The sequence below is a fragment of the Halostella salina genome, from assembly GCF_003675855.1.
GTDB classification, from domain to species: Archaea; Halobacteriota; Halobacteria; order Halobacteriales; family Natronoarchaeaceae; genus Halostella; species Halostella salina.
Window position 1 is genome coordinate 222,181 of record NZ_RCIH01000003.1, and the last position, 24,623, is coordinate 246,803.

18 protein-coding genes are annotated in these 24,623 nt (G+C 67.5%); 7 read left to right on the top strand and 11 right to left on the bottom strand.

The features are described 5' to 3' along the window. Nucleotides 1–12: 12 nt before the first annotated feature. The 5 genes from aglM to D8896_RS07185 form a co-directional block, all read right to left on the bottom strand. Complete coding sequence (aglM, locus tag D8896_RS07165) at nucleotides 13–1,293, bottom strand: UDP-glucose 6-dehydrogenase AglM (RefSeq protein ID WP_121821410.1); 1,281 nt, start codon at nucleotides 1,291–1,293, stop codon at nucleotides 13–15. Continuing rightward, nucleotides 1,290–2,273: a GDP-mannose 4,6-dehydratase gene (locus D8896_RS07170; protein ID WP_121821411.1), complete on the bottom strand. Its 984-nt coding sequence runs from the start codon at nucleotides 2,271–2,273 to the stop codon at nucleotides 1,290–1,292. The genes aglM and D8896_RS07170 overlap by 4 nt, the downstream gene beginning before the upstream one ends. 50 nt (nucleotides 2,274–2,323) lie before the next feature. Further along, entirely contained in the window at nucleotides 2,324–3,076 is a 753-nt protein-coding gene (gene aglF / locus D8896_RS07175) for a UTP--glucose-1-phosphate uridylyltransferase AglF (RefSeq protein ID WP_121821412.1), read from the bottom strand. A gap of 96 nt (nucleotides 3,077–3,172) precedes the next feature. Further along, nucleotides 3,173–4,624: a sulfatase-like hydrolase/transferase gene (locus tag D8896_RS07180; RefSeq protein WP_121821413.1), complete on the bottom strand. Its 1,452-nt coding sequence runs from the start codon at nucleotides 4,622–4,624 to the stop codon at nucleotides 3,173–3,175. A gap of 50 nt (nucleotides 4,625–4,674) precedes the next feature. Continuing rightward, nucleotides 4,675–5,643 carry an alkaline phosphatase family protein gene (locus D8896_RS07185; protein WP_121821414.1) on the bottom strand — a complete coding sequence of 323 codons (969 nt, stop codon included), beginning with the start codon at nucleotides 5,641–5,643 and terminating at the stop codon, nucleotides 4,675–4,677. A gap of 98 nt (nucleotides 5,644–5,741) precedes the next feature. On the opposite strand from D8896_RS07185, the gene D8896_RS07190 reads away from it, so the two are divergent. The 3 genes from D8896_RS07190 (at nucleotide 5,742) to D8896_RS07200 (ending at nucleotide 9,996) form a co-directional block, all read left to right on the top strand. Continuing rightward, nucleotides 5,742–7,133: a sulfatase gene (locus tag D8896_RS07190; RefSeq protein WP_240452006.1), complete on the top strand. Its 1,392-nt coding sequence runs from the start codon at nucleotides 5,742–5,744 to the stop codon at nucleotides 7,131–7,133. Then, the gene (locus tag D8896_RS07195; RefSeq protein WP_121821416.1) at nucleotides 7,133–8,548 is read left to right on the top strand and encodes a flippase; all 1,416 of its coding nucleotides are present in this window, start codon (nucleotides 7,133–7,135) and stop codon (nucleotides 8,546–8,548) included. The genes D8896_RS07190 and D8896_RS07195 overlap by 1 nt, the downstream gene beginning before the upstream one ends. A gap of 98 nt (nucleotides 8,549–8,646) precedes the next feature. Beyond that, nucleotides 8,647–9,996, top strand: coding sequence for a sulfatase (locus tag D8896_RS07200; RefSeq protein ID WP_121821417.1), 1,350 nt, complete (start codon nucleotides 8,647–8,649; stop codon nucleotides 9,994–9,996). Between the two features lie 78 nt (nucleotides 9,997–10,074). On the opposite strand, the gene D8896_RS07205 is transcribed toward D8896_RS07200, so the two are convergent. Together D8896_RS07205 and aglG are read right to left on the bottom strand one after the other, a co-directional pair. After that, nucleotides 10,075–11,244, bottom strand: a complete 1,170-nt coding sequence (locus D8896_RS07205) for a glycosyltransferase family 4 protein (protein WP_121821418.1) — start codon at nucleotides 11,242–11,244, stop codon at nucleotides 10,075–10,077. Further along, nucleotides 11,238–12,155, bottom strand: a complete 918-nt coding sequence (gene aglG / locus D8896_RS07210) for a glucosyl-dolichyl phosphate glucuronosyltransferase (RefSeq protein WP_121821419.1) — start codon at nucleotides 12,153–12,155, stop codon at nucleotides 11,238–11,240. The genes D8896_RS07205 and aglG overlap by 7 nt, the downstream gene beginning before the upstream one ends. A gap of 132 nt (nucleotides 12,156–12,287) precedes the next feature. On the opposite strand from aglG, the gene D8896_RS07215 reads away from it, so the two are divergent. Together D8896_RS07215 and D8896_RS07220 are read left to right on the top strand one after the other, a co-directional pair. Then, complete coding sequence (locus tag D8896_RS07215; RefSeq protein WP_121821420.1) at nucleotides 12,288–15,248, top strand: oligosaccharyl transferase, archaeosortase A system-associated; 2,961 nt, start codon at nucleotides 12,288–12,290, stop codon at nucleotides 15,246–15,248. Between the two features lie 6 nt (nucleotides 15,249–15,254). Continuing rightward, nucleotides 15,255–16,196: a DUF368 domain-containing protein gene (locus D8896_RS07220; RefSeq protein WP_121821421.1), complete on the top strand. Its 942-nt coding sequence runs from the start codon at nucleotides 15,255–15,257 to the stop codon at nucleotides 16,194–16,196. Between the two features lie 33 nt (nucleotides 16,197–16,229). On the opposite strand, the gene D8896_RS07225 is transcribed toward D8896_RS07220, so the two are convergent. From D8896_RS07225 to glpA, 4 genes are read right to left on the bottom strand one after another with little or no spacing between them, the layout of a single operon-like run. Further along, the gene (locus D8896_RS07225) at nucleotides 16,230–17,381 is read right to left on the bottom strand and encodes a Cdc6/Cdc18 family protein (RefSeq protein ID WP_121821422.1); all 1,152 of its coding nucleotides are present in this window, start codon (nucleotides 17,379–17,381) and stop codon (nucleotides 16,230–16,232) included. A gap of 6 nt (nucleotides 17,382–17,387) precedes the next feature. Then, nucleotides 17,388–18,674 (bottom strand): anaerobic glycerol-3-phosphate dehydrogenase subunit C, encoded by a 1,287-nt coding sequence (locus D8896_RS07230; protein ID WP_121821423.1) that lies wholly within the window; start codon nucleotides 18,672–18,674, stop codon nucleotides 17,388–17,390. Continuing rightward, nucleotides 18,671–20,011 carry a glycerol-3-phosphate dehydrogenase subunit GlpB gene (gene glpB, locus D8896_RS07235; RefSeq protein WP_121821669.1) on the bottom strand — a complete coding sequence of 447 codons (1,341 nt, stop codon included), beginning with the start codon at nucleotides 20,009–20,011 and terminating at the stop codon, nucleotides 18,671–18,673. Before glpB ends, D8896_RS07230 begins: the two co-directional genes overlap by 4 nt. After that, on the bottom strand, nucleotides 20,001–21,731 hold the full coding sequence (gene glpA, locus D8896_RS07240) for an anaerobic glycerol-3-phosphate dehydrogenase subunit GlpA (RefSeq protein WP_121821424.1): 1,731 nt from the start codon (nucleotides 21,729–21,731) through the stop codon (nucleotides 20,001–20,003). Before glpA ends, glpB begins: the two co-directional genes overlap by 11 nt. A 246-nt stretch (nucleotides 21,732–21,977) precedes the next feature. Between glpA and glpK the strand changes: the two genes are divergently transcribed. After that, the gene (gene glpK, locus D8896_RS07245) at nucleotides 21,978–23,519 is read left to right on the top strand and encodes a glycerol kinase GlpK (RefSeq protein WP_121821425.1); all 1,542 of its coding nucleotides are present in this window, start codon (nucleotides 21,978–21,980) and stop codon (nucleotides 23,517–23,519) included. Nucleotides 23,520–23,521: 2 nt separating this feature from the next. Further along, a complete protein-coding gene (locus tag D8896_RS07250; RefSeq protein ID WP_121821426.1) occupies nucleotides 23,522–24,592 on the top strand; it encodes a hypothetical protein in 1,071 nt (356 codons plus the stop codon). Nucleotides 24,593–24,623: the final 31 nt, after the last annotated feature.

Here is a 24,623-nt window from a genome sequence, read left to right on the forward strand (position 1 = left end):
CCGGCGCTCCGCCTACCAGGTCAGCCCCTCGTACACGTCGAGTTCGTCCTTGTCGACGTCGATCCGCCGGCCGTCGACCACGACCTTTCGTGTCATCCCGGAGTAATCCAGATCGTCGAACTCCGGCCAGTCGGTCGCGACCATTGCGGCGTCGGCGTCCGCCAGCGCGTCGGCGGCCGAGTCGGCGTAGGTCACGTCCGGGTACGTTTCGCGGGCGTTGTCCATCGCCACGGGGTCGTACGCGACCACGTCCGCGCCGCGGTCCCGGAGGTGCCCGACGAGATCCATCGCACGGGAGCCACGCACGTCGTCGGTGCCGGGCTTGAACGCGACGCCCAGCACCGCGACGCGAGCGCCGTCGGGGTCGACGTGGTCCGCGAGGAGGTCGACCATCCGGCGCGGCTGCAGGTCGTTGACGGCGACGACGGCGTTCAGGAGTTCCGGCTCGTACCCCTGTTCGCGGGCGACCGCCCTGACTGCGTCCACGTCCTTCGGGAAGCAGGAGCCGCCCCAGCCGAGGCCGGACCGGAGGAACTGCGCGGAGATGCGGTCGTCCATGCCGACGGCGTCGAACACGTCGTAGGCGTCGACCCCCAGCTCCTTGCAGACGTTGCCCAGTTCGTTCACCAGCGACACCTTCGACGCCAGCATCGCGTTGTTGGCGTACTTGATCATCTCGGCCTCGCGGAGCCCGGTGTTGACGACCGGCGCGTCGACGACCGGCTCGTACAGTTCGTCGAGCAGGTCGCGAACCCACGCCTGTTCCGTTCCGAACACGATCTTGTCCGGGTTCAGGAAGTCCGACACGGCCGTGCTCATCCGCAGGAACTCGGGGTTCATCCCGAGCCCCAGGTCCTCGCCGACGGTCTTGCCGGACGACGCGGCGACTGTGGGTCCGATCGTCCCGTCGGTCGTTCCCGGGACGACCGTGCTCTTGGTGACGACGGCGTGGCGGCCGTCCTTCGCGGCCAGTGCCTCGCCGAGCGCCTCCGCGCCGGCCTCCATGACCGAGAGGTCGATGCTACCGTCGTCGCGCGACGGCGTCGGGAGACAGAGCAGCGTGAGGTCGGTCTCGACGACCGCGTCGTAGTCGGTCGTCGCGCGCAGGCCGTCGCCCGCGGTCCGCTCGATGCGTTCCCCCAGTCCGTCCTCGTGGATCGGCGCGTCGCCTGCGTTGATCGTCTCGACGACCGACTCGTCGATGTCGATGTTCACTACCTCGTGCCCAGCGTCCGCGAGGCAGGCGGCGACGGTAGTGCCGACGTAGCCGCTGCCGACGATGGAGACGTTCACGAGTTCATCACCAAGGGTTCGTACCACTCGCGGTTTGCACGGTACCACTCGACGAACCGGGCGACGCCGTCGCGGATGCTCACGCTCGGCTCGTAGTCGAGCAGTTCGCGGGCCTTGGAGACGTCGGCGTGGGTGTGGCGGGCGTCGGCCTCGTTGGCGTCGGTGTACTCGATGTCCACGTCGGCCCCGGTTTCGGCGACGATGTGGTCGGCCAGTTCCTGGATGGTGATGTTGCCGCCGGAGCCGACGTTTACCGCCTCGCCGTCGGCCGCGTCGGTCTCCAGCAGCGCGAGGTTCGCGTCGACGATGTCCGAGATGTACGTGAAGTCGCGGGTCTGCTGGCCGTCGCCGTAGATGACGGGCGGCTCGCCGTTGAGACAGCGCGACGTGAAGTTGGTGATCGCCATGTTGGGTCGCATCCGCGGGCCGTACACGGTGAAGTGGCGCAAGCTGACTGTCGCCACGTCGTGGAGATCGTTCCACACCCGGCAGTGGTGCTCGGCGCTGAGGTTGGTGACCGCGTACGGGCTCTGGGGGTAGTTGGGATGCTCTTCGTCGTAGGGGAGGTAGTCGACCTCCCCGTACACCGACGAGGAGGAGGCGTTGACGACGCGTTCGACGCCGTGGTCCTCGGCGGCCTCCAGGACGGTCAACAGCCCGCCGACGTTGTTCTCGGTGTACGCCTTCGGGTTCTCGACGCTCGTGCGGACGCCGGCCTTCGCCGCCTCGTGGTACACGAATTCGATGTCGTCGCCCGCGACCACGTTCCGGACGAGGTCTTCGTTAGTGATCGAGCCTTCCACGAACCGGAAGCGGTCACCGCCGGCATCGCGACACCGGTCCAGATTGTGCTCCTTGATCCCGAGGTCGTAGTACGGGTCCATTTTGTCGAGTACCGTCACCCGGTGCCCGTCGGATAGCAGTCGCTCGGCGACGTGGGAGCCAATAAAGCCCGCGCCACCCGTCACGAGGACGTTCATACACCACCTGTCGGCGAGGACGGGTTTGTTGTTTCCGGTATTTTCGGGGGTCAGCTCTCGCCTGTCTCGGTTGTCGCGGCCTCCGCTCCTCCGTCCTCGGACAGGCGCTCCTCGACCCGGTCGCGGTCCTCGGGATAGCCCACGTCGACCCGCCAGCCGTCCATCCGGATCGCGTCGATGGTACGCCCGGACTGGATGAGCAGGTCGACGGCGTCGGGCAGTTCGTACTCGCCGCGGTCGCTCGGCTGGACGAGGTGGCAGGCGTGGAAGATGGCCGGAGTGAAGGCGTAGAAGCCGGTCATCACGAGGTTCGACGGCGGATCGTCGGGTTTCTCGACCAGTTCGACGATCTCGCCGTAGCCGTTCGTGTCGCAGACGCCGTACCGCGACGCCTCCTCGATCGGTACCTCCTCGACGAGGAACGCGGCGTCGGCGCGGTCCTCCTGCATGCGGTTGACCACGTCGCCGAGGTTCGCGCGGAACACGTTGTCGCCGAGCATCAGCACGAACTCCTCGTCGACGTGCGGCTCGGCCTGGAGGAGCGCGTGTGCGAGGCCCAGCTGCTCGCGCTGGTGGGCGTAGGTGATCGGGACGCCGCGGTACTCGTCGTCGTACCGCTCCATGATCTTCTGTTTCTTGTAGCCGACGACGACGACGAACTCGTCGACGCCGACCTCGATGAGGTTGTCGAACACGTCCTCGATGAGCGGCTTCCCGTCGACTTCCACCATCACTTTCGGCTTGTCGTCCGTGAGCGGGCGGAGGCGGGTGCCCTTGCCCGCGGCGAGGATGACGGCCTGCATGTTCGGAAACGCGACCCGGAGCGGTAATAAACGTGTCCTCTGTGTCCGGTGAGTGCGGAGAGGCCGGGGGTTTCACGGGTCGAGTGTCGGAGTCCCCTACACGTATCCCAGGTCTTCGAGACGTTGGCGGGTCGCGTCGCTCGCCCCCTCGATCCCCTTGCCTTTGGCCCGGACGCCGGCGTCGCTCACGTCGGCAAACGCCTCCTCGACCCGGGAGCGGACGGCGTCGGGATCCGCGTCCACGGCGTAACTCGTTTGCGCGTCCCGGACCACGACCCGCCGGGCGCGGTCGCGCCAGGTCACGTCCTTCACCACCGTGCCGTCCTCCACGGTCAGGACGGCGCGGGCCGTGGCGGTGTACGGTCGGAGGTCGTCGATGTACTGCCCTGCCCGGTCCAGGAGTGCGTCGTTGAGGCCGACCGCCGAGACCAGGACCGGCCCCTCGGGCACGAAGCTCTCCGGACCGGCAGTCCCCTCCCGCGACTCGGCCACGACGTCCGGGAACCGGGTCAGCGTCGCCGGCTCGGTAACCGTTGCCCCCTCGGTCTGGCCCGGGTACTTCACGAGCAGGGGCACGTGGGTGACGCCCTCGTGGATTGCGACGCCGTGTTCGGCGACACGGACGTCGCGGATCTCGCTGCGCTCGCCGAACCCTTCGCCGTGGTCGCTCGTGACGACAACGAGCGTCTCGTCCAGCGATCCGCGCTCAGCCAGCGTCTCGACGATCCGGCGCAACTGCGCGTCCATCTGGGCGATCGCCCCGTCGTAGAGTCCCTCCAGGGCGCGCCGCTTCCACCAGGGCTCCTGTCCGCCGAGGAACACCCACTTTAGATCCTCGAGGTCGTCCTGTATCTCCCTGGCGTCCGGCCCGCCCCAGTGATCGAACTCGGGGTCCGGCTCGTACGGGATGTGGGCGTCCATGAAGTTGATACAGGCTGCCCACGGGCCGTCCTGCTCGCGCTCCCAGTCCAGAAACAGGTCCGCGTACACGTCTGCCGGCGTGCTGGTTCGCAGCGATTCGGGAAGCAGCCAGGGGAAGTCCCAGGTGAGCTTCGTGACCAGACCGTTGGTGAGCGACCGCACGGGCTGGTCGCCGCCGAGGCTCGCCTTCAGATACTCGCGGTACTGTCCCTGACCCTCCTCGGCGACGAACGATTTCGGGTCGACGGCGTCCGGGAACGGAACGTTGCGCGGCCCCTCGACGGTGTCGAACCCGTCCTTGAGGCCGACCTCTACGTCGGTTACCCATGTGTTCTCGGAGAAGACACCGGTCGCGTAACCGTCGTCGCGGAGTCGCTCGAAGACGGAGTAGCCGCCAGCGAGACTATCGCCCGCCGAGGTAATGTTGTGCTGCTCGACGTGAAGCCCGGTGAAGATGCTCATGTGGCTCGTGAGGCTCTTCGCGCCCGGCGACCGCGCCTGGGTGTAGGTGGTCGCCCGGTCGGCGAACGTCTCACAGAACGGCGTCGTCCCGTTCCCTGCGCCGCCGAGCGAACAGTTCCTGGCCCGCACACTGTCCAAGATAACGAGAAGAACGTTCGCCGCCATAGTCGGGGTCCGAAGGAGACGATTATATGTGTGTCGATATCTGCGACCGGCTACATGTACCCGAGGTCCTGAAGCTGCTGCTCCACCTCGCTCCCTCCGTCGAGGCTTCCCCGTTCGTAGTCGTCGAGGTGGTCGTGACGGGACAGTTCGGCCTCGATAGCGCCGCGAACGTCGAGGACACTGTCGATCGTCGACACCATCTCCGGCGACGTTCCGGCGACCATCGCCACGTCGGTGTGGACGCCGTTCTGGAGGCCGTGGTCGCTCACCAGCAGCAGTTCGTCCTCGGGTCCGAGGTCGCTCCGGAGTTCTCCGACGAACTCGTTGAGTTCGTCGTACGCCGCTTTCCGGAGGTCGGGCAGGTCGTACGTCACATGGCCGATCAGATCGAGCCCGCTCGTGTACCCGAAGACGAGTTCGTGTCGGCCACCGCGCAGGCCACGCCGTACTCGGGCAATGCGTACCATTGCCATCTCCATGCACTGTTCGTAGAACTCGTAGGGGTCGGCCGACGTGTGTCCGCCTGTCGCCGTCGAGTCACGCTCGAAGAGATCCCCGAGGTTTCGTCGGAGGTTGTGCTCCCGGTCCTCGGTGTCGGGGTCGACGACGTAGTTCGGGATCCCGATCGCGGTCGCCTCGCGGTCGTCGAAGACGGTCGCGATGTTGTTGTCGGCGTAGTAGGTCGCCGGCGTTCGGAAGGCGTCCGCGGAGGTGTTGGTCAGTAGCCAGGCGCCCAGCCGTGTCTGGATCGCCTCCGGGAGGACGACGTCCGCTACGGTGCTCCCGAGCTCCAGCAGCGGATTCCCCCAGGCGACACCGTCGTCGGCGAGCGTCAGTTCGTGGTCTGTCGGCCGTAGCCCGGTGATGATCGTCGGCCATAGTTCGTGTGTGCTCGGCTCCCCCGTGTCGCTGACTATCGTCTCGATCGGGTCGTACCTGTCGAGGGTCAGATGAGGGTGTTCGGTGGGGGTGACCAACTCGGGATCGAGCGCGTCGATCCCGAGTACGACGACTGTCATGGTCTCGTGGGGACAGCGGTCAGTCAAATATCTTTGTCTTTCGGTCGGAGGCTCCGGAGGGAAAGATGGAAATGACTGTTCGTCGCAGTAGATGTCATATGACCTCTCGCCCTAACGTTCTCTGGATCACCCTCGACAGCGTCCGGGCGGACCACACCTCGATGGACGGCTACTCCCGTGACACGACGCCACGGATGCAGGCGGTCGCGAACCTCGCGGACGGGCGGTCCTTCTCGAACTGTTTTGCCACCGGGAACTCGACCCCCAAGTCTACCGGATCGATGCTCACCGGGACGTACCCGACTCGACACGGCCTCGGCATCTCGAACGAGTACCTCCCCGAGAACATTGACACCGTCCCGGAACTGTTCCGCCGGGTCGGATACGCGACCGCGGGACTGACGCGCAACTCCTACGTCAGTTCCGGGACGGGACTCGACAGGGGTTTCGACAGGTTCGAGTGGGTCGCTGCCTCGACGATGCTCGACGCCGTCGACTTCAGAACCATCGCGAAGTACCTCTTCAACATCCGAAAACACTCCGCCGGACTGTCGCTGGATACGGCGAAACACGCCACCCCGTACCTGTTGAACGAGATGGCGAAGCAGTGGCTCGCCGACCTGGCCCGTGACGAACCGTTCTTCATGTATCTCCACTACAACGAGCCCCACCGTCCGTACTTCCCGCCGCTCCCCTATCTGGACCGATACACCGACCACCTCGACATCTCGGCGTCCGAAGCGGCGGAGATCTCCATGCGGGTCCACTACGAACTCGAGGACATCGTGGCCGACGGCTGCGACCTTACCGAGACCGAACTGGCGGCTGTTGAAGCCATGTACGATGCCGAGATCGCCTATACCGACGAACAGGTCGGGAACCTGCTCGACTATCTGCGCTCGCTCGACCTCTCGGACACGGTGGTCGTGATCACCGGGGACCACGGCGAACTGTTCGGCGAACGCGGCCTGCTCGCACACGACTTCGCCGTGAACGACGCAGTCACCAGGGTCCCGCTCGTGATATCCGGGCTCGACGATGTCGAGTACCCGACGGACGAGCTGATTCAGCACATCGACGTCCTGCAGACGATCCTTTCCCGTGCGGGCGGCGAGACCGACCAGTTCCAGGGGATCGACCTCCGAACCGGGACGCGGGACCACGTGCTCTCGCAGCGTGGCCCCGCAAACTTCGAGCCGTACCTGAACTGTAACCCGGACTTCGACACGTCCCGGTATCACGAGGGGACCCTCACCGGTCTTCGCACTCACCAGTACAGACTGAAAAAGAGCGAGAACCGGGTAGATCTCCACGCGCTCCCGGACGAGACGACGGACGTAGCCGACGCGCACCCCAAGATCGCCGCGGAACTCAACGACGAGCTCTCCGAGTGGCTCGCCACTGAGGGACAGCCGATAGCGACCGGCGAGGACTCGGAGCTCTCCGAAGCGATGCAGAAACAGCTCCGGGACCTCGGGTACATGGAATAATGCGGCTGGGCAGAACCGCGACGGTCCACTTCGTCGGGCAGGTCGTCGTTTCCGTCGCCGGGTTCGTCGCCACGTTCCTGATCGCCCGGCTTCTCGGAGCCGGACCGCTGGGGGAGTACGCCATCGCGGTCGGCTTGCTGTTCTGGTTCAGTATCCCGCTGAACGGGATCGGCGGCGCGATCACGAAACGGGTGAGCGAGGGAACGAACACGGGATCGCGGTTCACCGCGGGTTTCCTGTCGAATGTGGGCATCGCCGCCGGGATCGCGGCTGTCGTGGTCCTGTTCCGGGACGAACTGAACGCCTACATCGGGGCACCAGTGGGGAGTCTCGTCGGCCTCCTCGTCGTTGCGAACGCGCTGTTCATCAGCGTTCGGTGTGGCCTCGAAGGAGAACAGCGCGTCGCCGAGGCGGGGCTGTTCAAAGCTGCCGAGCGCGTCTTCCGGACCGGAGGGCAGGTCGTGTTTATCGTGCTGGGCTGGCACGTCGCTGGCCTCGTCATCGGCCACGTTCTGTCGCTGCTGATCGTCGTCGTGGCGGGACTGGCCGTCTCGAACCTGTCGGTCCGGCTCCCGACTCGGAAGGACTTCCACGACCTGTACACGTACGGTCGGTACTCGTGGATGGGGACACTCGAATCGCGGGTGTTTGGCTGGATGGACACGCTGGTTCTGGCACTGTTCGTCAGCTCGACGTTCATCGGCATCTACGAGGTCGCCTGGACGCTGTCGTCGTTTCTGGGCATCGCCAGCGCGTCCATCCGGACGACGCTCTTCCCGAAACTAAGCGAACTGAGCACGGAGGACCGCGAGGACCGCGTCCTCCACTTTCTGGAGGAGGGGCTCGCGTTCACCGGCGTGCTCACGATCCCGGGGCTCTTCGGCGTGGCCGTCATCGGTCCGCGCGTTCTCGGGGTCTACGGGACGGAGTTTACACAGGGTGGCCGCATACTCCTGCTTCTCATCGTGGCACAGATATTCAACGTGTACAAGTCGCCGTTGACGTCCGTCATCAACGCGATCGACCGCCCCGACGTGACCTTCCGGATCAACGTTCAGTTCATCGTCACGAACGTCACCCTGAACGTGGTGCTTATCTGGCAGTACGGGTGGTACGGTGCCGCCGCCGCGACCGTGCTCTCGTCCGGGCTGGCTCTCTTCCTCGGGTACAGGGCGGTCTACAGCCTGCTCGACAGGCCTCCGTTCCCCGTGTCCGAGATCGGGATCCAGACGCTCGCCGCGGCGGCGATGGCCGTCCTCCTCGTCGTCGTGGACGAATACGCGCCGAGTAACGCCGTCGGGACGGTGTCCCTGGTCCTCTTCGGGGCGGCAGTGTACGGGACCCTGCTGTGGACGTTCTCCGGGCGCTTCCGGGAAAAAGTGGGGCTGGTGCTCCCGGATACGGCGCTGCCCTGATGGGTCCGAATCGCGTCGTTCGGCGCGTTCGTCTCCCGTTCCCGCCGGGTGGGTCGAGACAACAGGGTTAAGCCGCGACTCCGTTTACGTCACCGCAAATGGAAAACGTCCTCCTGATAACCGTCGATTCGCTCCGCCCGGACCACATGGGGTGTTACGGCTACGACCGGGACACCACGCCCCGGATCGACGAGTACGCCGACCGCGGGAGCAAGTTCACGAACGCCTTCGCGCACGTCGGCGGCACGCAGCCGTCGTTTCCCGGCATCCTCTCGTCCGTCCACACGCTCATGTACGGCGGTCCGCAGCGCATCTCGGACGAACAGACGCTCGTCTCCGAGGCGTTTTCCGAGGCGGGCTACCAGACGGGCGGATTCCACTCCAACCTGTGGCTGAGCGGCGAGTACGGCTACGAACGCGGGTTCGACGAGTTCTTCGATTCGAAACCCGACCCGTCCGTCACCACGCGTGCCCGGCGCTACGCGAAGAAGAACCTCCAGGGAACGTTCCTCCTCGACCTCCTGAAGCGCGCCTACGACTCGGTTGAGTCGTCGAGCGGTATCAACGTGGGCTCGTATCACGTCCCCGCGGACGAGATGACCGACATGGCCGTCGACTACATCGAGGGCGCCGACCCGGACCGCCCGACGTTCCTGTGGGTCCACTACATGGACGTCCACCACCCGTTTCTCCCGCCCGAGGAGTACCAGCTGCTGTTTCGGGACTCCGTCGTCGACGACCGGGAGGCGATCAAACTCCGGCGGAAGGCGATCGAGGACCCCGACGAGGTCACCGACGCCGAACTCGACGACATGCTGGACCTCTACGACGCGGAGATCCGCTTCACGGACGACGAGGTGGCCCGACTCGTCGACGCCGCGGAAGCCGCCTGGGACGACCTGACGGTCGCGATCACCGCCGACCACGGTGAGCACTTCGTCCGGCGGGGGAGCCTCAGCGGCCACCGGCCGTACGACGAGAAGCTACACGTGCCGCTCATCGTCGACGGCTGGGGCGACGACGGGACGTACGACGACCTCGTGGGCCTGAACGACCTCTCCCCGACGCTCGTCGACCAGGCCGGCCTCGACAGCCCGGACACATGGTGCGGGCGGAGCCTTCGGAACCTCGTGTTCGACGGCGACTGGGACCGGGACGCCGTCCTCGGCGGCTACGGCGACGCCGACGAACGGGTGTACATGTACCGTGATGAGGAGTGGAAGTACATCCAGCGTCAGGGCGAAGGCCGAGAGGAGCTGTATCACCTGCCTGCGGACCCGAAGGAGACCGACAACGTCGCCGATCGCAACCCGGCGGTCGTCGAACGGTGCAGGGAACGGATCGAGGAGTACGCGGAAACGCTCGCTCATACGTCAGACGATGCCGTGGGTGTCGAAATGGACGCCGAAGTCGAGGAGCGTCTCGAGCGGCTCGGGTACAAGCCCTGATACGGAATGCCGTGACCGTTTCCCGGTATAACCGCGGGATCCCTCTCCCCCGCCCCGGCACCCCGACAAACGGCGCGATCACCGGCCGAGCGAACGGAGGATGTCGTCGTATCGCCGGACGGCCGCGTCGAACGAGTACTCGGATTCGACCAGTTCGCGCGCCCGTCGGCTCGTCGCCGCGGCGTCGTCGTCGAGGATCTGGGTGATCCTGTTCGCGATCGCCGCGGGCGTCTCCTCGGTCATGCGGTACCCTGTCTCGCCGTCCCGGACCACGTCCGGCACGCCCGACACTGGCGTTGCGTAGGCCGGCGTCCCGCAGGCCATCGCCTCCAGGATCGTGGTCGGCAGTCCCTCCGTCGGCTGCGACGGCATCACGAGCAGTCGGAGGTCGTTCAGCTCCGCGGGCACGTCGTCGTGGTCCACCCATCCGGCGAGTTCGACGGAGCCGTCGGCGACCTCCGCTTCCAGCTCCCGCGCCAGCCAGTCCGCGCGGTCGCCGTCACCGATGAACCGGAACGTTACGTCCTCCGGGAGTCGCTTCGCTACGGCGGCCAGCTTCTCGACGCCCTTCTCCTCGTCGATGCGGCCGAGGAAGCCGACCGTCCGGTTGCGCTCGTCGTACGGTACCGTAACGTCGAACTCGTCGGTGTCGACGTACCGCGCGCCGTTCGAGTAGAGCTTGTCGCCGTAGCGGTCGAGGTCCAGTTCCGACGCCATCCCGGGGGTGTAGGTGACGATTCCGTCCGCCAGTCGGTAGTTGATCCGTTCCAGCGTCCACACCGCGCCGGCGAGGAGTCGAGCAACCGGCGACGGGATCCGTTCCTCCCAGTTCAGGCGGAGGGTCAGCGGCACGTCGCCGCGCGGTTCGAGGACGACGGTCCTACCGAGGAGGGTGGCGGCAACGACCGGTAGCAGGTACGAGGTCGCGCCGAAGAAGAGGACCACCTCATCGTCGCGGTCGGCGATGGCCTTGCACATCCGGAACTGGTTCAGGAGGAACCGGACCGCCGCGAGGGCGATGTTGGAGCCAGCGCCCTTCGTCGTGATCTCGACGAGTTCGTGGCGGTCCCGGATCTCGGAGTCGTCGGGCAGGTCGGCGGTGATCAGGGAGACGGCGGTAACCGTGGACAGTATCTCCAGCAGGGTCCGCGTCGCGTTCTCGCCGGCCGCGGAGAGCGGGTGGGTGACGACGCAGACGTTCGGGCGGCCGTCGGTCGTGCCGTCCGCGTCGGAAATGTCGCTCACCATTTCCACGCTCCGTACACGTACCCCAGTCCGACCGCCGCCGTAAACACCAGCAGCGCGACCGCCTGCAGCGCCTGCGTCGCCGACGGTCCGGTCACCGCACGTCGCACGCGGTCCGGGAGGAACCGGAACAGCAGTTTCCCGAGGAACTCGCTCTCCTCGTCACCGGAGTCGGGCACGAGCGTCTCCATCGCCCGCTTCGAGTACCCCTGCCAGAACGCTCGGTCCAGCAGCCACATCGGGTCGGTGCGGTAGTCGAACACCTTGTGAGCCACCTCGGCGTCGGGGACGTAGTAGACGCCCTCGCCGTACTCGCGGGCGAGGCGGGCGCACAGTTCGGTCTCGCCGCCCTGCAGGTTCCTGTCGCCCTTCCGGCCGCCGATCTCCGGGTCGAAGCCGTCGAGTTCGAGGAAGGCGTCCCGCCGAAACGAGATGTTCGACCCGAACGTGTTGCGGACCTCGCCCGGACCGTCCGCGAACCCGCGATGCGTGACGCCGACGAGCCAGTAGAACTCGCTGGGCAGGAAGACGGGCTTGCCTGCGACCCAGGCGGGAGTCATCTTCCCGCCGACGGCGACCGCGTCCCGCTCTTCGTAGGCGTCGACGAGGCGGGCGGCCCACTCCCTGTCCGCTATCGCGTCGTCGTCGATAAAGGCGACGGCGTCGCCGGACGCGATCTCCGCGCCGCGGTTACGGCTCCGCAACAGGCCGACGTTCTCGTCGTTGCAGTGGAGGACGACGCCGTCGCGGTCGCCGTACTCCTCGCGGACGCGCTCGTACACCGCCTCGGTGCCGTCGACGACCACGACGAGTTCCACGTCGTCGTACGCCTGGGCGAGGACGCTGTCGGCCGCCTCCCGGAAGTCGTCGTAGGCGTCCATCGCGTACGTGCACAGCACGACCGAGAGCTTCATTATCGACCCGTTCGATCCCCCGACAGTAGTCGTTTTTCATCCCCGGCCGGTCGCTGTCCCGTCGCGGTCCTGCGGTCCCTGCGTCGCTCCGTATCACAAGGCCTATAGGCGTTTTCGGAGTTACATCATCCAATGAGTAGCGAGACCGAAACCGTCGAGGAGGAGACCGTAAGCGACCGGTCCCCGCTCGACATCTGGGAGGACTGGTACCACGTACCGGTGCTCTCGGTGCTGGTCGCGTTCATGTTCTGGGTTCGCATCCAGGCGCGCGACCGGTTCCTCCGTGGCGACGGGATCCTGTACAGAGGTAACGACGCGTTCTACCACTACCGCGAGGTCCAGTACGCCGTCGAGAACTGGCCGTTTACGATGGCGTTCGATCCGTGGACCCGGTTCCCGTTCGGCAACGCCTCAGGCGGCCAGTTCGGGTCGCTGTTCGACCAGATCGTCGCGACGGCCGCGCTGATCGTCGGTCTCGGTGACCCCTCCAACGAGACGGTCCGCACCGTCCTGCTGTACGCCCCCGCTGTCTTTGGGACGCTGACGGCCATCCCCGTCTACTACCTCGGGAAACACTACGCCGGCCGCCTCTCGGGCGTGTTCGCCGTGTTCGTCTTCGCCCTCGTCCCCGGGACGATACTCACGCGTGCGACGGTCGGCTTCGCCGACCACCACATCGCCGAGGCCTTCTTCCTCTCCATCGCCCTGCTGATGGTCGCCCGCGCCCTCCGGGTCGCCCAGCGCGAGAAGCCGGTGTACGAACTCGTCGCCGACCGCGACTGGGAGACGCTCCGGAGCCCGGCGGTCGCCAGCGTTCTCGCCGGCGTCGCCATCGCCCTGTACATGTGGACCTGGCCGCCGGGCATCGTGTTCGTCGGCATCCTCGGCGTCTTCTTCACAATCTCGCTGTCGCTTGACTACGTCCGCGGCCGGAGTCCGGACCACTCCGCGTTCGTCGGCGTCGTCGCGCTTTCCACCACGCTCGTGATGCTGATCCCGAAGACCGGTTCGCTCAGTTTCACAACGACGACCATCTCGCTCACGCAGTACTTCCTCGTGTTCGCCGTCGCAGTCGGCTGTGCGTTCATGGCGTGGCTCGCCCGCGAGTGGGACGACCGGGAACTGTCGACGGCTGGCTACCCGGCCGCCATCGCCGGCGCCATCGTCGTCAGTCTCGTCCTGTTCGCCGTGGTCCTCCCGGAGGGGTTCGACCTGATCGTCGGCAACGTTGAGCGCGTGCTGGCACTCGGCTCGAGCGACACCGGACGGACCGTCGGCGAGGTTCAGGCCGTCCCGCTGGGCAGCGTCGGCAGCTTCATGACCGGACAGTTCGGGCTGACCTACCTCACCGCGGTGTTTGGCCTCTTCTGGCTCACGTCGCATCTCGTCTTCGCGGGCGACGCCTACCGGTCCGACGAGCTGTTGCTGGTCGTCCTGACCGTGTTCTTCACGCTGATGGCGCTGACCCAGCGTCGCTTCTTCTACTACCTCGCGATCCCCGTGTTCGTGCTGAACGCGTGGATGTTCGGGCAGGTGATCAAGCTGCTTGACGTGCCGACGACCGTCGAGCGCCTGGGCGACATCGAGGGGTATCAGGTGCTCACGCTGGTCGCCGTCCTCCTGCTCGTAACCGTGCCGCTCGTCGGCCCGCTGGCACCGACGACCGCCGCAAGCGCCGCAAACCAGACGGGGCCGGGCGAGTCGGTCTACTGGGCCCAGAGCAGCGACTGGATGCAGGAGAACACGCCCGCACCGGGGACCTACGCGAACCCCGACGGTGAAGCGATGGAGTACTACGGGACGTACGAGCGGACCGAGGACTTCGACTACCCCGAGGGGGCCTACGGCGTGATGTCGTGGTGGGACTACGGCCACTGGATCACAGTCGAGGGCGAGCGCATCCCGAACGCCAACCCGTTCCAGCAGGGGCCACGTCCCGCCTCGGCGTTCCTCCAGACGACCAACGAGACACGCGCCGAACTGATCCTGGAGGCGCTCCCGTCGCTCGACGAGCGCGACGAGCACATCAGTAACCTCTCGAACGCCCAGCTCCGCGAGATAGTCGCCCAGCAGACCGAGCAGGAGGCCGGCGAGGACACCCGCTACGTGATGATCGACGACCAGATGGCGAGCAACAAGTTCTCGCCGATCACGCGGTGGGCCGGTGCGGACTACGCCGACTACATCGGCGTCCAGGAGTACCGCCTCGGTGGGAATCGGACCGCCAACCTGCAGGGGATGAACGAGCGCTTCGAGAACACGATGCTGTCCCGGATGTACTACCACGACGCGCAGGGGCTGTCCCACTACCGGCTGGTCCACGAGACGCAGTCGGACACGACGATCCTCTCGGTCGCACAGCAGACCGAGGGCGGGATCCAGGCCACGAACTTCATCAACCGACGGCTGACGCCGCAGGTGCTCAGTAGCATCCGGGACCCGACCTCAGGGCTGGTGCCGTACGACGTCCGTCAGGAGTCGACCGTGAAGACGTACGAGCGCGTCGAGGGCGCGACCCTCGAGGGGAGCGTCAACACCTCGAACGCCACTTCCGTGACGGCCTACGTCACCCTCAACGGGACGGCAGACCAGCGGCAGTTCAGCTACTACCAGACCGTCGAGACCGACGCGGACGGGAACTTCGAGATGACCGTCCCCTACCCGACCGAGGAGACGCTCGGCCCCGAGGACGGCTACACCAACTCCAGCGTCCGTGCGGTCACCAACTACACCGTGTTCACCGGCAGTCTGGCGGACCAGGACCTCTCCAGAGTGAACCGTCTCGTGATGCTCCAGAACATGGAGCAGCCACAGCAGATCGGCCAGGCGGACGTGCCCGAACCGGCGATCCACGAGGGCGACAGCATCACCGTCGAGATGGAGTCGCTGAGCGAGGCGATGAACGGGAACGAGACGACCGACAACTCGACCGACGGGAACGCGACTGACGGTAACACAACCGACGGCAACGCCACGGACGGCAACACGACCGACGGGAACACCACCAACGGCACCAGCGGTGCCGGCGACGGTTCGAACACCACCACGACCGCGGCAATCGACGCCCGCTCGATGACGGCCGTGGCACCCTGACACACGATGGTGCTCGGTTCCGTCGGATCCGTTCGGGAGCTGCTGTCGGTGTACCTGAAGGGGTTTTTCATGGGCAGTGCCGACACCATCCCCGGCGTCTCCGGCGGGACCATCGCCCTGATCACCGGGATTTACGAGCGGCTCATCGCGGCGCTGACGGCGGTCGACCCGGCGACGCTCCGTGATCTTGCCCGTCCCCACGACCCCGACGCCCGGCGTGCGGTGTGGGACCAGCTCGTCCGGATGGACCTCCCCTTCCTGCTCACGCTCGGGACCGGGATGCTGACGGCGATCGTCACGCTCGCCCACGCGCTCGAAACTGCCGTCCAGCAGTACCCCGGCCCGGCCTACGCGTTCTTCTTCGGGCTTATCGGCGCGTCGGCGGTCGTGCTGTACGACCAGGTCGACGTGACGACCCCTCGCCGATTCGGCGTCGCCGTCGTCGGCGTCGTCCTCGCGGCGGCGGTGACGGGCGAGGCCAGCGCCGGTGTCTCCCACGCCCTCCCCGTGCTCCTCGCCGCTGGCGCGATCGCTGTCTGTGCGATGATCCTGCCGGGGGTCTCCGGCTCCTTCCTGCTCATTCTGCTCGGGCAGTACGAGTACATGCTCGGCGCGCTGAACAACTTCACGGGCGCGCTGGCGGCGCTCGTCGGGGATGGGTCGCTCGGGGCTGTCGTCGACGCCACGCCGCCGGTGTTCGTGTTCGTCGCGGGCGCGCTGGTCGGCGTGCTCACGCTGGCGCGTGTCATCGACTGGGCGCTCAGCAACTACCGCGCGGCGACGCTCACCTTCCTCGTGAGCCTCATGGTCGGCGGGCTTCGCCTGCCGGTGGAGCGGGTACTGGCGGCCGTGAGTGCCGACGCCGTGACGATCGTCGTCGCCGCCGTCGCCGGCGGGGCGTTAGTTTTCGCCGTGGACTCGCTCACGGACGACCTGGACTACGCCTGACGGGCGGTCTCCTGTGGGGTCGAACGGTCCCTGCTACGCCTGTCCCGCGTAGAGGCGCTCGAACACCAGCGTCGGGAACCGCGGCTCGACTCGGCTCGGGCGGCGGCCGGTTCCCTCTGCGTCCGTCGCGGCGACGCGTTCGAGGACCCCGCTCTCGGCGAGTTCGTACAGGAACCGCTTCACCGTGCTTGCCGTGAGGTCCGAACGCTCGCCGATCCGCGTGGCCGCCTCGCTGACCGTCGCCGGTTCGTCGAGGTCGAGCAGCGCCGCGAGCACGCGCTGGCGGTTCTCCGGCAGCGCGAGCACCCGGCCGACGTGGACGCAGCCGTCGGGGACGGCGTCCATTCCGGCGTCGACGTCGCTGGCCCGGATGCGGTCCGCGCCGGCCCGGTCCGCGGCGTCGGCCGCGCCGAACGTCGCGGCGAGCGCGTCGTGGGCGTCGCCGCCGGCCCATTCGGCGATCCGGCGGGCCTGCCCGTGGCGGAGGACGCCGCTCTCCAGGGCCTTCGAGGCGCGGGCGGTGAGCACGTCGACCAGCGCGTGCTGGCGGTAGGCCGGGACGTGGATGGTCTCGCCCGTCCACGACGGCGGGACCGTCCGACTGACGAGGAGGAGCGAGACGGAGTCCTCGACGGGGGCCAGCCACGACCGCACGTCCTCGACGGTGACCTCCTCGGCGCCCCCGACGTGGTCGACGGCGACGACGGCCTGGCGGTTCGGCGTGTCGAACTGCTCGCGGAGGCGGTCGCGGAGCGTCTCCGTGCCGACCCCGCGTTCCGGGACCGGGTCGTCCGCGACGGCGTTGAGCAGCGTGTGATAGAAGCGGAACTCGCTGGTGGCGCGGTAGGCGTCGACGCGGACGAAGCCGACGCTGGCCTCGGCGCTGCCGGCGCGTGTGGTGGTTCCGATCGGCTGCCGGCTGCGGCCGATCTGGTCGCTCAGCGCCGCCAGCAGCGCGCTGACGACGGCGGACTTCCCGGTGCCTTTGGTCCCGTAGACGGCAACGTCGTCGGGTAGTCGGTCGCGGAACACGGGATCTAGCGCGTCCAGTAGCCGTTCGAGCACCGGGCCCCGACCGACCGGTTCGGTCAGGTGGACGGCCGGGTTCAGCGGTCCGCGGTCGAGAATGAGGCCGCCCTCCCGCGTCCGGGTCTGTCGCCGTGCGATGCGGTCGCTGATGTCCATGCCTCGCTACGCCTCGACGAGTGCGGTCTCCAGCAGTTCCAGCGGGTGCTTGATCTCGTAGCCGGTGCCGTGCTCCATCTGCATCGCGCAGGTCGGACACTCGGTCATCCCGGTGTCGGCGTCCGCGGCTTCCATGTGCTCGAACATCTCCTCCCCGATCTTCATAGACGTGTCGTAGTTCTCCTCCTTCCAGCCGTACGTGCCGCTGATGCCGGAACAGGAGTCGCCGACGTCGTGCGCGTCGACGCCGTCGATGGATTCGGTCACCTCGACGGCCTGCCCGGCGAGCCCCTGGTTGCGGGCGTGACACGGCGCGTGGTAGGCCACGTCGGGGAAGTCGACTTCGGTGTCTTCGAGTTCGCCCTCCAGGTCCTCGTGGATCCGGAGGTACTCGACGGACTCGTAGGTGTTCGCCGCCAGGTCGTCGATCCCGTGGAGGTCGAACAGCTCGGGGTACTCCTGCCGGAGCGACATCGAGCAGGAGGTACAGGAGGCGATCACGTCCGCGCCTTCGCCGATCGCGGCGACGAACTCCTCGACGTTGGTCTCGGCGGCGCGGCGCGCGTCGTCCAGCATCCCGTTTGCGAACATCGGCGTCCCCGAGCAACGCTGGGGCGGGACCATCACCTCGTAGCCGAACTCCTCGAACACGCGGACCATCGCCTTGCCGACCTCCGGCGTGTTGTAGTTGGAGTAACAGCCGTGGAAGTAGGCGACGCGCTTGTCGGGGTTCTCGACCTGCGCGCCGCCGCGTTCGTCCCACCACTCGCGGAACGTCTGCGTGGCGAACTCCGGCATGTCGCGCTCGCTGGAGATGCCCATCACCTTCTCCCCCAGCCACGAGGACACGCCGAGTCCGAGCACGAAGTTGGTGAGGCGGGGGACCTTGCTCCCGAGGTTCGCGAAGAAGCGGTAGTTCGAGAGCATCCGGTTGCGGAGATACTCGACCGACAGTTTGTCCATCTGCTCGTCGACGTACTCCCCGCGGGCCGTGTTGTGCATCTGGCTCAGCGGGACGTTCGACGGGCAGGCGTCGTCGCAGCGCATGCAGTTGGAACACTTCATCACGGAGTCGTCGATGTCGTGGTCCTCCTTGCGCTTCAGCCGCCACTGCTCCGGGCCCTGGAACTTCGGGCCGGGGAACTCGTCGTCGACCTCCGCCACCGGGCAGTTCGTGTCGCAGGTCGAGCACTTGTAACAGTCGTCCGACCCCGGGCGGAGGTCCATGTCGGTCTCGTCGCCGAACACCTGTACCGGTTCGAAGTCGTCGTCAGGGGATTCTGCGTCGCTCATTGGGTATCACCGTGGATCGTCGCGCCGTCCGTCCCGCCAGCCGCCGGGTCGCTCGTCGCGCCGCTCGCCGCCGCCCTGCCAGCCGCGTCGCCGGCAGCGTACCCCGTCGCGAGGGAGACGCCGCTGCCGGACTTCTCGGCCGCGAAGTCGTAGCCGCCCAGCACGCTCCCGGCGGCTCGCAGGTTCTCGTACTCGATGCTCCCGTCGGCCGCCAGCGGCCGGAGGTCGCGGTCGACGTCCACGCCGAAGCGGGCGAAGGGGTGGTCGCCGAACGCGTCGCCCTCGAACCAGTCGTAGCGGTCCTCGGGGTGGGGGACGTGACAGTCGAAGACGGGCTCGCGGACCGACTCGCGGTCGGAGTCGATGCCCTTGCCGACGAGGCCGCCGGTCGCCAGCACGACCTGGTCGGCGTGGTACGGGACGGGCTGGCCGGTTCGATTGACCACGACCGCCCGGATCCGGTCGTCGACTGTCTCCACGTCGACCGCGGGGTTCCCCGTCGTCACGCGGACGCCGGCCTCGTCGAGCGCGTCGTAGAGGCGGTCCTCCAGTCGGAGTCCGGGGAGGCTGGGCGGCCCCATCGGCACCTCAAAGACGTCCGCGCCGAGGGTATCGGCGAGCGACGCCCGGACGCCGGCCGGGTCGTCGTCGCCGAGGACGGCGGGGAAGCCGACGCGCGCCTCGCCGTCGAGATGCGGCTCGACGGCCTCGGCGAGCGCCGTCCGGGCGGGTGTTCCGTTCAGGCTCTCGTTGCGGTCCAGCGCGTGGGCGTACCGCGTCACCTTCGCGTCGTCCCGGAAGTCGCCTGGGAACGGTATCGTGACGCCCCGTGTCTCGAAGGGCACGCCCGCCGCCGCGAGGTGGTCCGCCGCGAGCGGCGCGTCGAAGTCCGTCAGCGAGGCGAAGCCGACCAGCAGGGCGTCGCGCCCGTCGCTGGCGAGGCCCGCTGCGGCGGATTTCGGGTAGCGCGCCGTCGGCTTCACCGTACCGCCGTGGGTCGGGACGAGCGCGTTCCGGTCCGTGTGGCCGCCGCGGTACGCGTCGCCGACGGCGTCGTCGAACAGCGCCAGCCCCTCGCGGACGGCCTCGCTCCCGACGCGCTCGTAGGGGTGGCCGTCCGGGACGTCGCCGAACGCGTCGAACGGGTCGACGATCGGTTCCGCCTCGTCCCCGGCGTCAGGCGGGTAGCCGAGCACGTCGATCAGCCCGCTCGCGTTCCGGAGCGTGCTCTGCTTGTGGGAGAGCAGGCGCACGTCGGCGTGGTCGCTGGCGGCGAGCGCGGCGGCGATACCCGCCAGCCCGCCGCCGACCACGAGCACGTCGTCCCTAATCGCCATGGTCGCCCCCGTCGGTGGCCACGCCGCGACCGCCACCTGCGGCGTCGGGCGCGTCAGCGCCGTCGTCGAAGGCGGCGTAGTCGACGCCGCCGGTCTTCGCGGGGTCGCGGTCGCGGTTCATCGTCGTCGCGTGCAGCGCGTAGTTGAGCGCAGCCTGCGAGAGCTGTTCGCCCCAGAGCGCGTGCACTTCGCCCTTCCAGCGCTCCTGGAACAGTTCGTCCAGCGCCTCGCGGGCGGTCGGCTCGTCGTATTCGGGATACAACTCGGCGGCCATCCGGTGACAGCAGAAGCCGCCCTGGCAGTTCCCCATCGACGCGCGGGTGCGGATGCGGACGGCGTTGAGGTCGGTGCCGGCTCCCTCGATGGCGTCCTGCACCTCGGCGCGGGTGACGCCCTCGCAGTCACAGAGCACCGGGTTCGGGTCGGCCTTCGCGAGCACCTCCTCGGTGCGGGAGCCGAGCCGCTGGGTGCTCCGGCGGGCGACCGGCGAGCGCAGGCCGAAGCGGTCCATCGCGGCGTCGAGGTTTCCGGGGTTCTCGCTGCCGGGCAGCGGCTCGTCGGCGGTCCGGCACTCCCCCCGGACGCCCAGCTGCTCGCAGACGTGGTCGCTTATCTCCTCGGCCATCATCCGGTAGGTGGTGAACTTCCCGCCGACGATGGAGGTGAGTCCGCGCAGGTCGTCGCGCTCCTCGTGGTCGAGCAGGAAGTAGTCCCGCGTGATGTCGGTCGGGTCCTCGCTGCCGACGTCCGGCGGCTCGTACAGCGGGCGGACGCCCCAGAACGACCGCACGGTCCGGGCGTCCTCCAGGATGGGGACCAGCTCGGAGAGCGTGTCGATCATCATGTCGACCTCCCACCCCTCCTCGGGGTAGTCCTCGGGGTCCTCGACCTCCTCGTCGGTCGTGCCGAGGATGGCAGTCGTCTCGTGGGGGACGACGATGTCGGCGTCGCCCTTCGGCCGGCAGCGGTTGACGACGGTGTCGACCTGCCGGCAGTTCATCACGACCATCACGCCCTTCGACGGGCGCACCTCCACGTCGACGCCCGCCATGTCGCCGATCTGGCCGGCCCACGCGCCGGTCGCGTTGACGACGTACTCCGCGTGGATCTCCTCGGTCGTGCCAGGGGTGGCGTGCTCGCGCTTGCCGGGGCCGCTCTCGTGGCGGACTTTCACCCCGGTCACGTCGTCCTCGTCGCCGAGCAGGTCGATCACTTCGGCGTGGGTCTCGATGCGCGCGCCGTGGTTCTCGGCGCTGACGGCGTTTGCCACGCAGAGCCGGAACGGGTCGATCGCGCCGTCCGGCACCTCGATGGCTCGTTTGATGTCCTCGTCGAGATACGGTTCGACCTCGCGGGCCTCCTCGGCCGTGAGCTCCTCGGCAGGGATGCCACACTCCCGACACCCTTCCAGCTTCTCGCGGAAGTACTCGTCCGAGTCCTCCGGTCGCTGGACGAACAGGCCGCCGGTCTCCTCGACGCAGTGGCTCGCGATCTCCCGGAGGACGCGGTTCTCCTCGATACACTCCGTCGCACTGGCCTGGTCCGACACCGCGTAGCGCCCGCCGCTGTGGAGCAGGCCGTGCATCCGCCCGGTCGTGCCGTGTGTGAGGTTGCCCTTCTCGACGAGGGTCACGTCGACCCCGCGCATCGCGAGGTCGCGGGCGATCCCCGTCCCCGTCGACCCCCCGCCGATGACCAGTGCCTCGGTTGTGTGTGTCATCCGTTTTCTGGGATGTGGTGTCGCTCCCACTTTACTTTACCGCCAAACGCAAGTAGCCAGTAAACTGACGCGATCTACTGCGCCGAACATCCAAGCTGATCGGATAGAACCCGCTCTATCGGGCGTGTCAGGGAAAGTTTTATAATGAAAGTGCTTACTGTTTACTGGTAGAGCGGCACCATCGATAAAGACATCAGGGTGCCGTCAGTCCGGCGGAAGCCGGCGCTAACCACTGGTGATTCCAGAATGACAAACGATACATACGTCGGTGCGGTCGACCAGGGAACGACCGGCACGCGATTCATGGTGTTCGACCACAGCGGTCAGGTCGTCGCCAACGCGTACGAGAAACACGAACAGATCTACCCGGAACCCGGCTGGGTTGAGCACAACCCGATGGAGATCTGGGAGAACACGAAGACGGTCGTAAACCGTGCGCTCGACGACGCTGGCGTCGACGCCGAGCAGCTGGAGGCGCTCGGCATCACGAACCAGCGCGAGACGACGCTGCTGTGGGACGCCGAGTCCGGCAAGCCGGTCCACAACGCGCTCGTCTGGCAGGACCGTCGGACGACCGACCGGGTCGAGGAGCTGCAGGAGCAGGGGCAGGTCGAGGAGATCCGCGAGAAGACCGGGCTGGAGGCCGACGCCTACTTCTCGGCGACGAAGGCCGAGTGGCTGCTGGAGAACGCCGACCCGCTGAAGCTCGAGTCCGCGCAGGTACAGGACGTCCGTGACCGTGCCGAGGCGGGCGAGGTGCTGATGGGCACCATCGACACCTGGCTCATCTGGAACCTCACCGGCAACCACATCACGGACGTGACGAACGCGTCCCGGACGATGCTGTACGACATCGAGGCGATGGAGTGGGACGACGACCTGCTGGACGAGTTCGGCGTCCCACGGGAGATGCTGCCGGAAGTCCGGCCGTCCTCCGACGAGGACACGTACGGCACGACCGACCCGGACGGGTTCCTCGGCGCCGAGGTGCCGGTCGCCGGCGCGCTCGGCGACCAGCAGGCCGCGCTGTTCGGCCAGACCTGCTTCGACGAGGGCGACGCGAAGAACACCTACGGTACCGGGTCGTTCTTCCTGATGAACACCGGCAACGAGGCCGTCGGGAGCGACCACGGGCTGCTGACAACGATCGGCTTCCAGCGGTCCGGCGAGGACGTGCAGTACGCGCTGGAAGGGTCGATCTTCATCACCGGCGCGGCGATCGAGTGGCTCGAAGACGTCGACCTCATCGATTCGGCGGCACAGACCGCCGAACTCGCCCGCTCGGTCGACTCGACCGACGGCGTCTACATGGTCCCGGCGTTCACGGGGCTGGGTGCCCCTCACTGGGACGGCCGTGCCCGGGGGACCATCGTCGGCATGACCCGGGGCACCGAGAAGGCCCACATCGTGCGGGCGGCACTGGAGTCGATCGCCTACCAGACCCGCGACGTAGCCGAGGCGATGGAGGCCGACTCCGGCATCGACATGCAGAGCCTCAAGGTCGACGGCGGAGCCGTCAAGAACAACTTCCTCTGTCAGCTGCAGTCCGACATCATCCAGACCGACATCGCCCGGCCGCAGGTCGACGAGACCACCGCGCTCGGCTCGGCGTACGCCGCCGGGCTGGCCGTCGGCTACTGGGACACGCTCGACGAGTTGCGCGAGAACTGGCAGGTCGACCGGACGTTCGAACCCGAAAAGGGTCAGGACGAGGTTGACGAACTCTACAGCCGCTGGGACGACGCGATAGAGCGGTCGAAGGGCTGGGCGCAGGACGGTGGTGAGTGAGGATGGCACTCGAACTACTCGACGCCGTGATGCAGGTGCCGGTCATCGGCCTCGAAACCGAGCATTTCATCGTGCTCGTCCTCGCTGCGGCGGCCGGCGGCGCGTTCGGTGCCGCAGTCGGCGCGCTGCCGTCGTTCGTGTTCACCGGCTTCGTCGTCCTGCTCGGCGAGGGCCTCGTGGCGCTGGCCGGCGAGGGAACCGAGTTCACCGAACTCGGCGGAGCCGACCTGGCGTCCGGCGTCACCGGCACGATCGGCTTCGGGCCCGTCACGGGCCCCCACGTCGCGTTCGCGGGCGGCGTCGCGGCCACGGCCTACGCCGGCCGACGATACGGCGAGATGGAACCGCCGGACTGGGACTACCACTTCGGGAAGAACATCCTCTACGCGTTCGGCACGAAGCCGGACATCCTCGCCGTCGGCGCGGTGTTCGGCGTCCTCGGCATGTTGCTGGTGCGGATCGGGAACGGGCTGGCGATGCCGTTCGACACCATCGCCTTCACGGTGTTTTTCACCGCGTTCCTCGCACGGCCGGCGTTCGGCTATCCGATCGTCGGTAGCGCGGGCGGGAGCGGCTACTTCGACATGACGCCGTTCGAACGGGAGGAGGAGCGCGGCGACGGCAGCGGCCGACTCGCCGTCGAACCGTGGCTCCCCCAGCAGTACAAGTGGTCCGGCGTCACGGCGATCGGTCTCGTCGGCGGCGCGCTCGGCGGCTGGACATGGATCATGACCGGCAGCATCTTCATGGCGTACGGCATCTCCGCCGCGAGCCTGCTGTTCCTCAACCTCGGGGTCGAGAAGTTCCCGGTCACCCACCACATCACCCTCGGCGGTTCGACGTTCGCCGTCGTCGCCGCGGGCGCGACCGGTAGCGAACTGGTCGTGATGCTGGCCGCTATCGCCGGCGGTGTCGTCGGGGCGCTGCTGGGCGAGATCACCCAGCGGCTGTTCTACGCCCACTCCGGGACCCACGTCGACCCGCCCGCGATGTCTATCTTCATCTACACGCTGGCGATCGGCGTCCTCTATCTGGCCGGTCTGTTGCCGAACTCGGGCTACCTCGGCCTGTAGCGCGGTCCACTTTCTTCCTCTCCGTCGACAC

What these genes read in the sequence shown, in the direction of transcription:
- aglF (WP_121821412.1), bottom strand. Translation starts at nt 3,076, where the DNA reads ATGCAGGCCGTCATCCTCGCCGCGGGCAAGGGCACCCGCCTCCGCCCG.
- D8896_RS07190 (WP_240452006.1), top strand. Translation starts at nt 5,742, where the DNA reads ATGACCTCTCGCCCTAACGTTCTCTGGATCACCCTCGACAGCGTCCGG.
- D8896_RS07250 (WP_121821426.1), top strand. Translation starts at nt 23,522, where the DNA reads ATGGCACTCGAACTACTCGACGCCGTGATGCAGGTGCCGGTCATCGGC.
- aglG (WP_121821419.1), bottom strand. Translation starts at nt 12,155, where the DNA reads ATGAAGCTCTCGGTCGTGCTGTGCACGTACGCGATGGACGCCTACGAC.
- D8896_RS07225 (WP_121821422.1), bottom strand. Translation starts at nt 17,381, where the DNA reads ATGGACATCAGCGACCGCATCGCACGGCGACAGACCCGGACGCGGGAG.
- D8896_RS07205 (WP_121821418.1), bottom strand. Translation starts at nt 11,244, where the DNA reads ATGGTGAGCGACATTTCCGACGCGGACGGCACGACCGACGGCCGCCCG.
- D8896_RS07200 (WP_121821417.1), top strand. Translation starts at nt 8,647, where the DNA reads ATGGAAAACGTCCTCCTGATAACCGTCGATTCGCTCCGCCCGGACCAC.
- D8896_RS07180 (WP_121821413.1), bottom strand. Translation starts at nt 4,624, where the DNA reads ATGGCGGCGAACGTTCTTCTCGTTATCTTGGACAGTGTGCGGGCCAGG.
- glpB (WP_121821669.1), bottom strand. Translation starts at nt 20,011, where the DNA reads ATGGCGATTAGGGACGACGTGCTCGTGGTCGGCGGCGGGCTGGCGGGT.
- glpK (WP_121821425.1), top strand. Translation starts at nt 21,978, where the DNA reads ATGACAAACGATACATACGTCGGTGCGGTCGACCAGGGAACGACCGGC.
- D8896_RS07230 (WP_121821423.1), bottom strand. Translation starts at nt 18,674, where the DNA reads ATGAGCGACGCAGAATCCCCTGACGACGACTTCGAACCGGTACAGGTG.
- D8896_RS07220 (WP_121821421.1), top strand. Translation starts at nt 15,255, where the DNA reads ATGGTGCTCGGTTCCGTCGGATCCGTTCGGGAGCTGCTGTCGGTGTAC.
- D8896_RS07185 (WP_121821414.1), bottom strand. Translation starts at nt 5,643, where the DNA reads ATGACAGTCGTCGTACTCGGGATCGACGCGCTCGATCCCGAGTTGGTC.
- glpA (WP_121821424.1), bottom strand. Translation starts at nt 21,731, where the DNA reads ATGACACACACAACCGAGGCACTGGTCATCGGCGGGGGGTCGACGGGG.
- D8896_RS07170 (WP_121821411.1), bottom strand. Translation starts at nt 2,273, where the DNA reads ATGAACGTCCTCGTGACGGGTGGCGCGGGCTTTATTGGCTCCCACGTC.
- D8896_RS07215 (WP_121821420.1), top strand. Translation starts at nt 12,288, where the DNA reads ATGAGTAGCGAGACCGAAACCGTCGAGGAGGAGACCGTAAGCGACCGG.
- D8896_RS07195 (WP_121821416.1), top strand. Translation starts at nt 7,133, where the DNA reads ATGCGGCTGGGCAGAACCGCGACGGTCCACTTCGTCGGGCAGGTCGTC.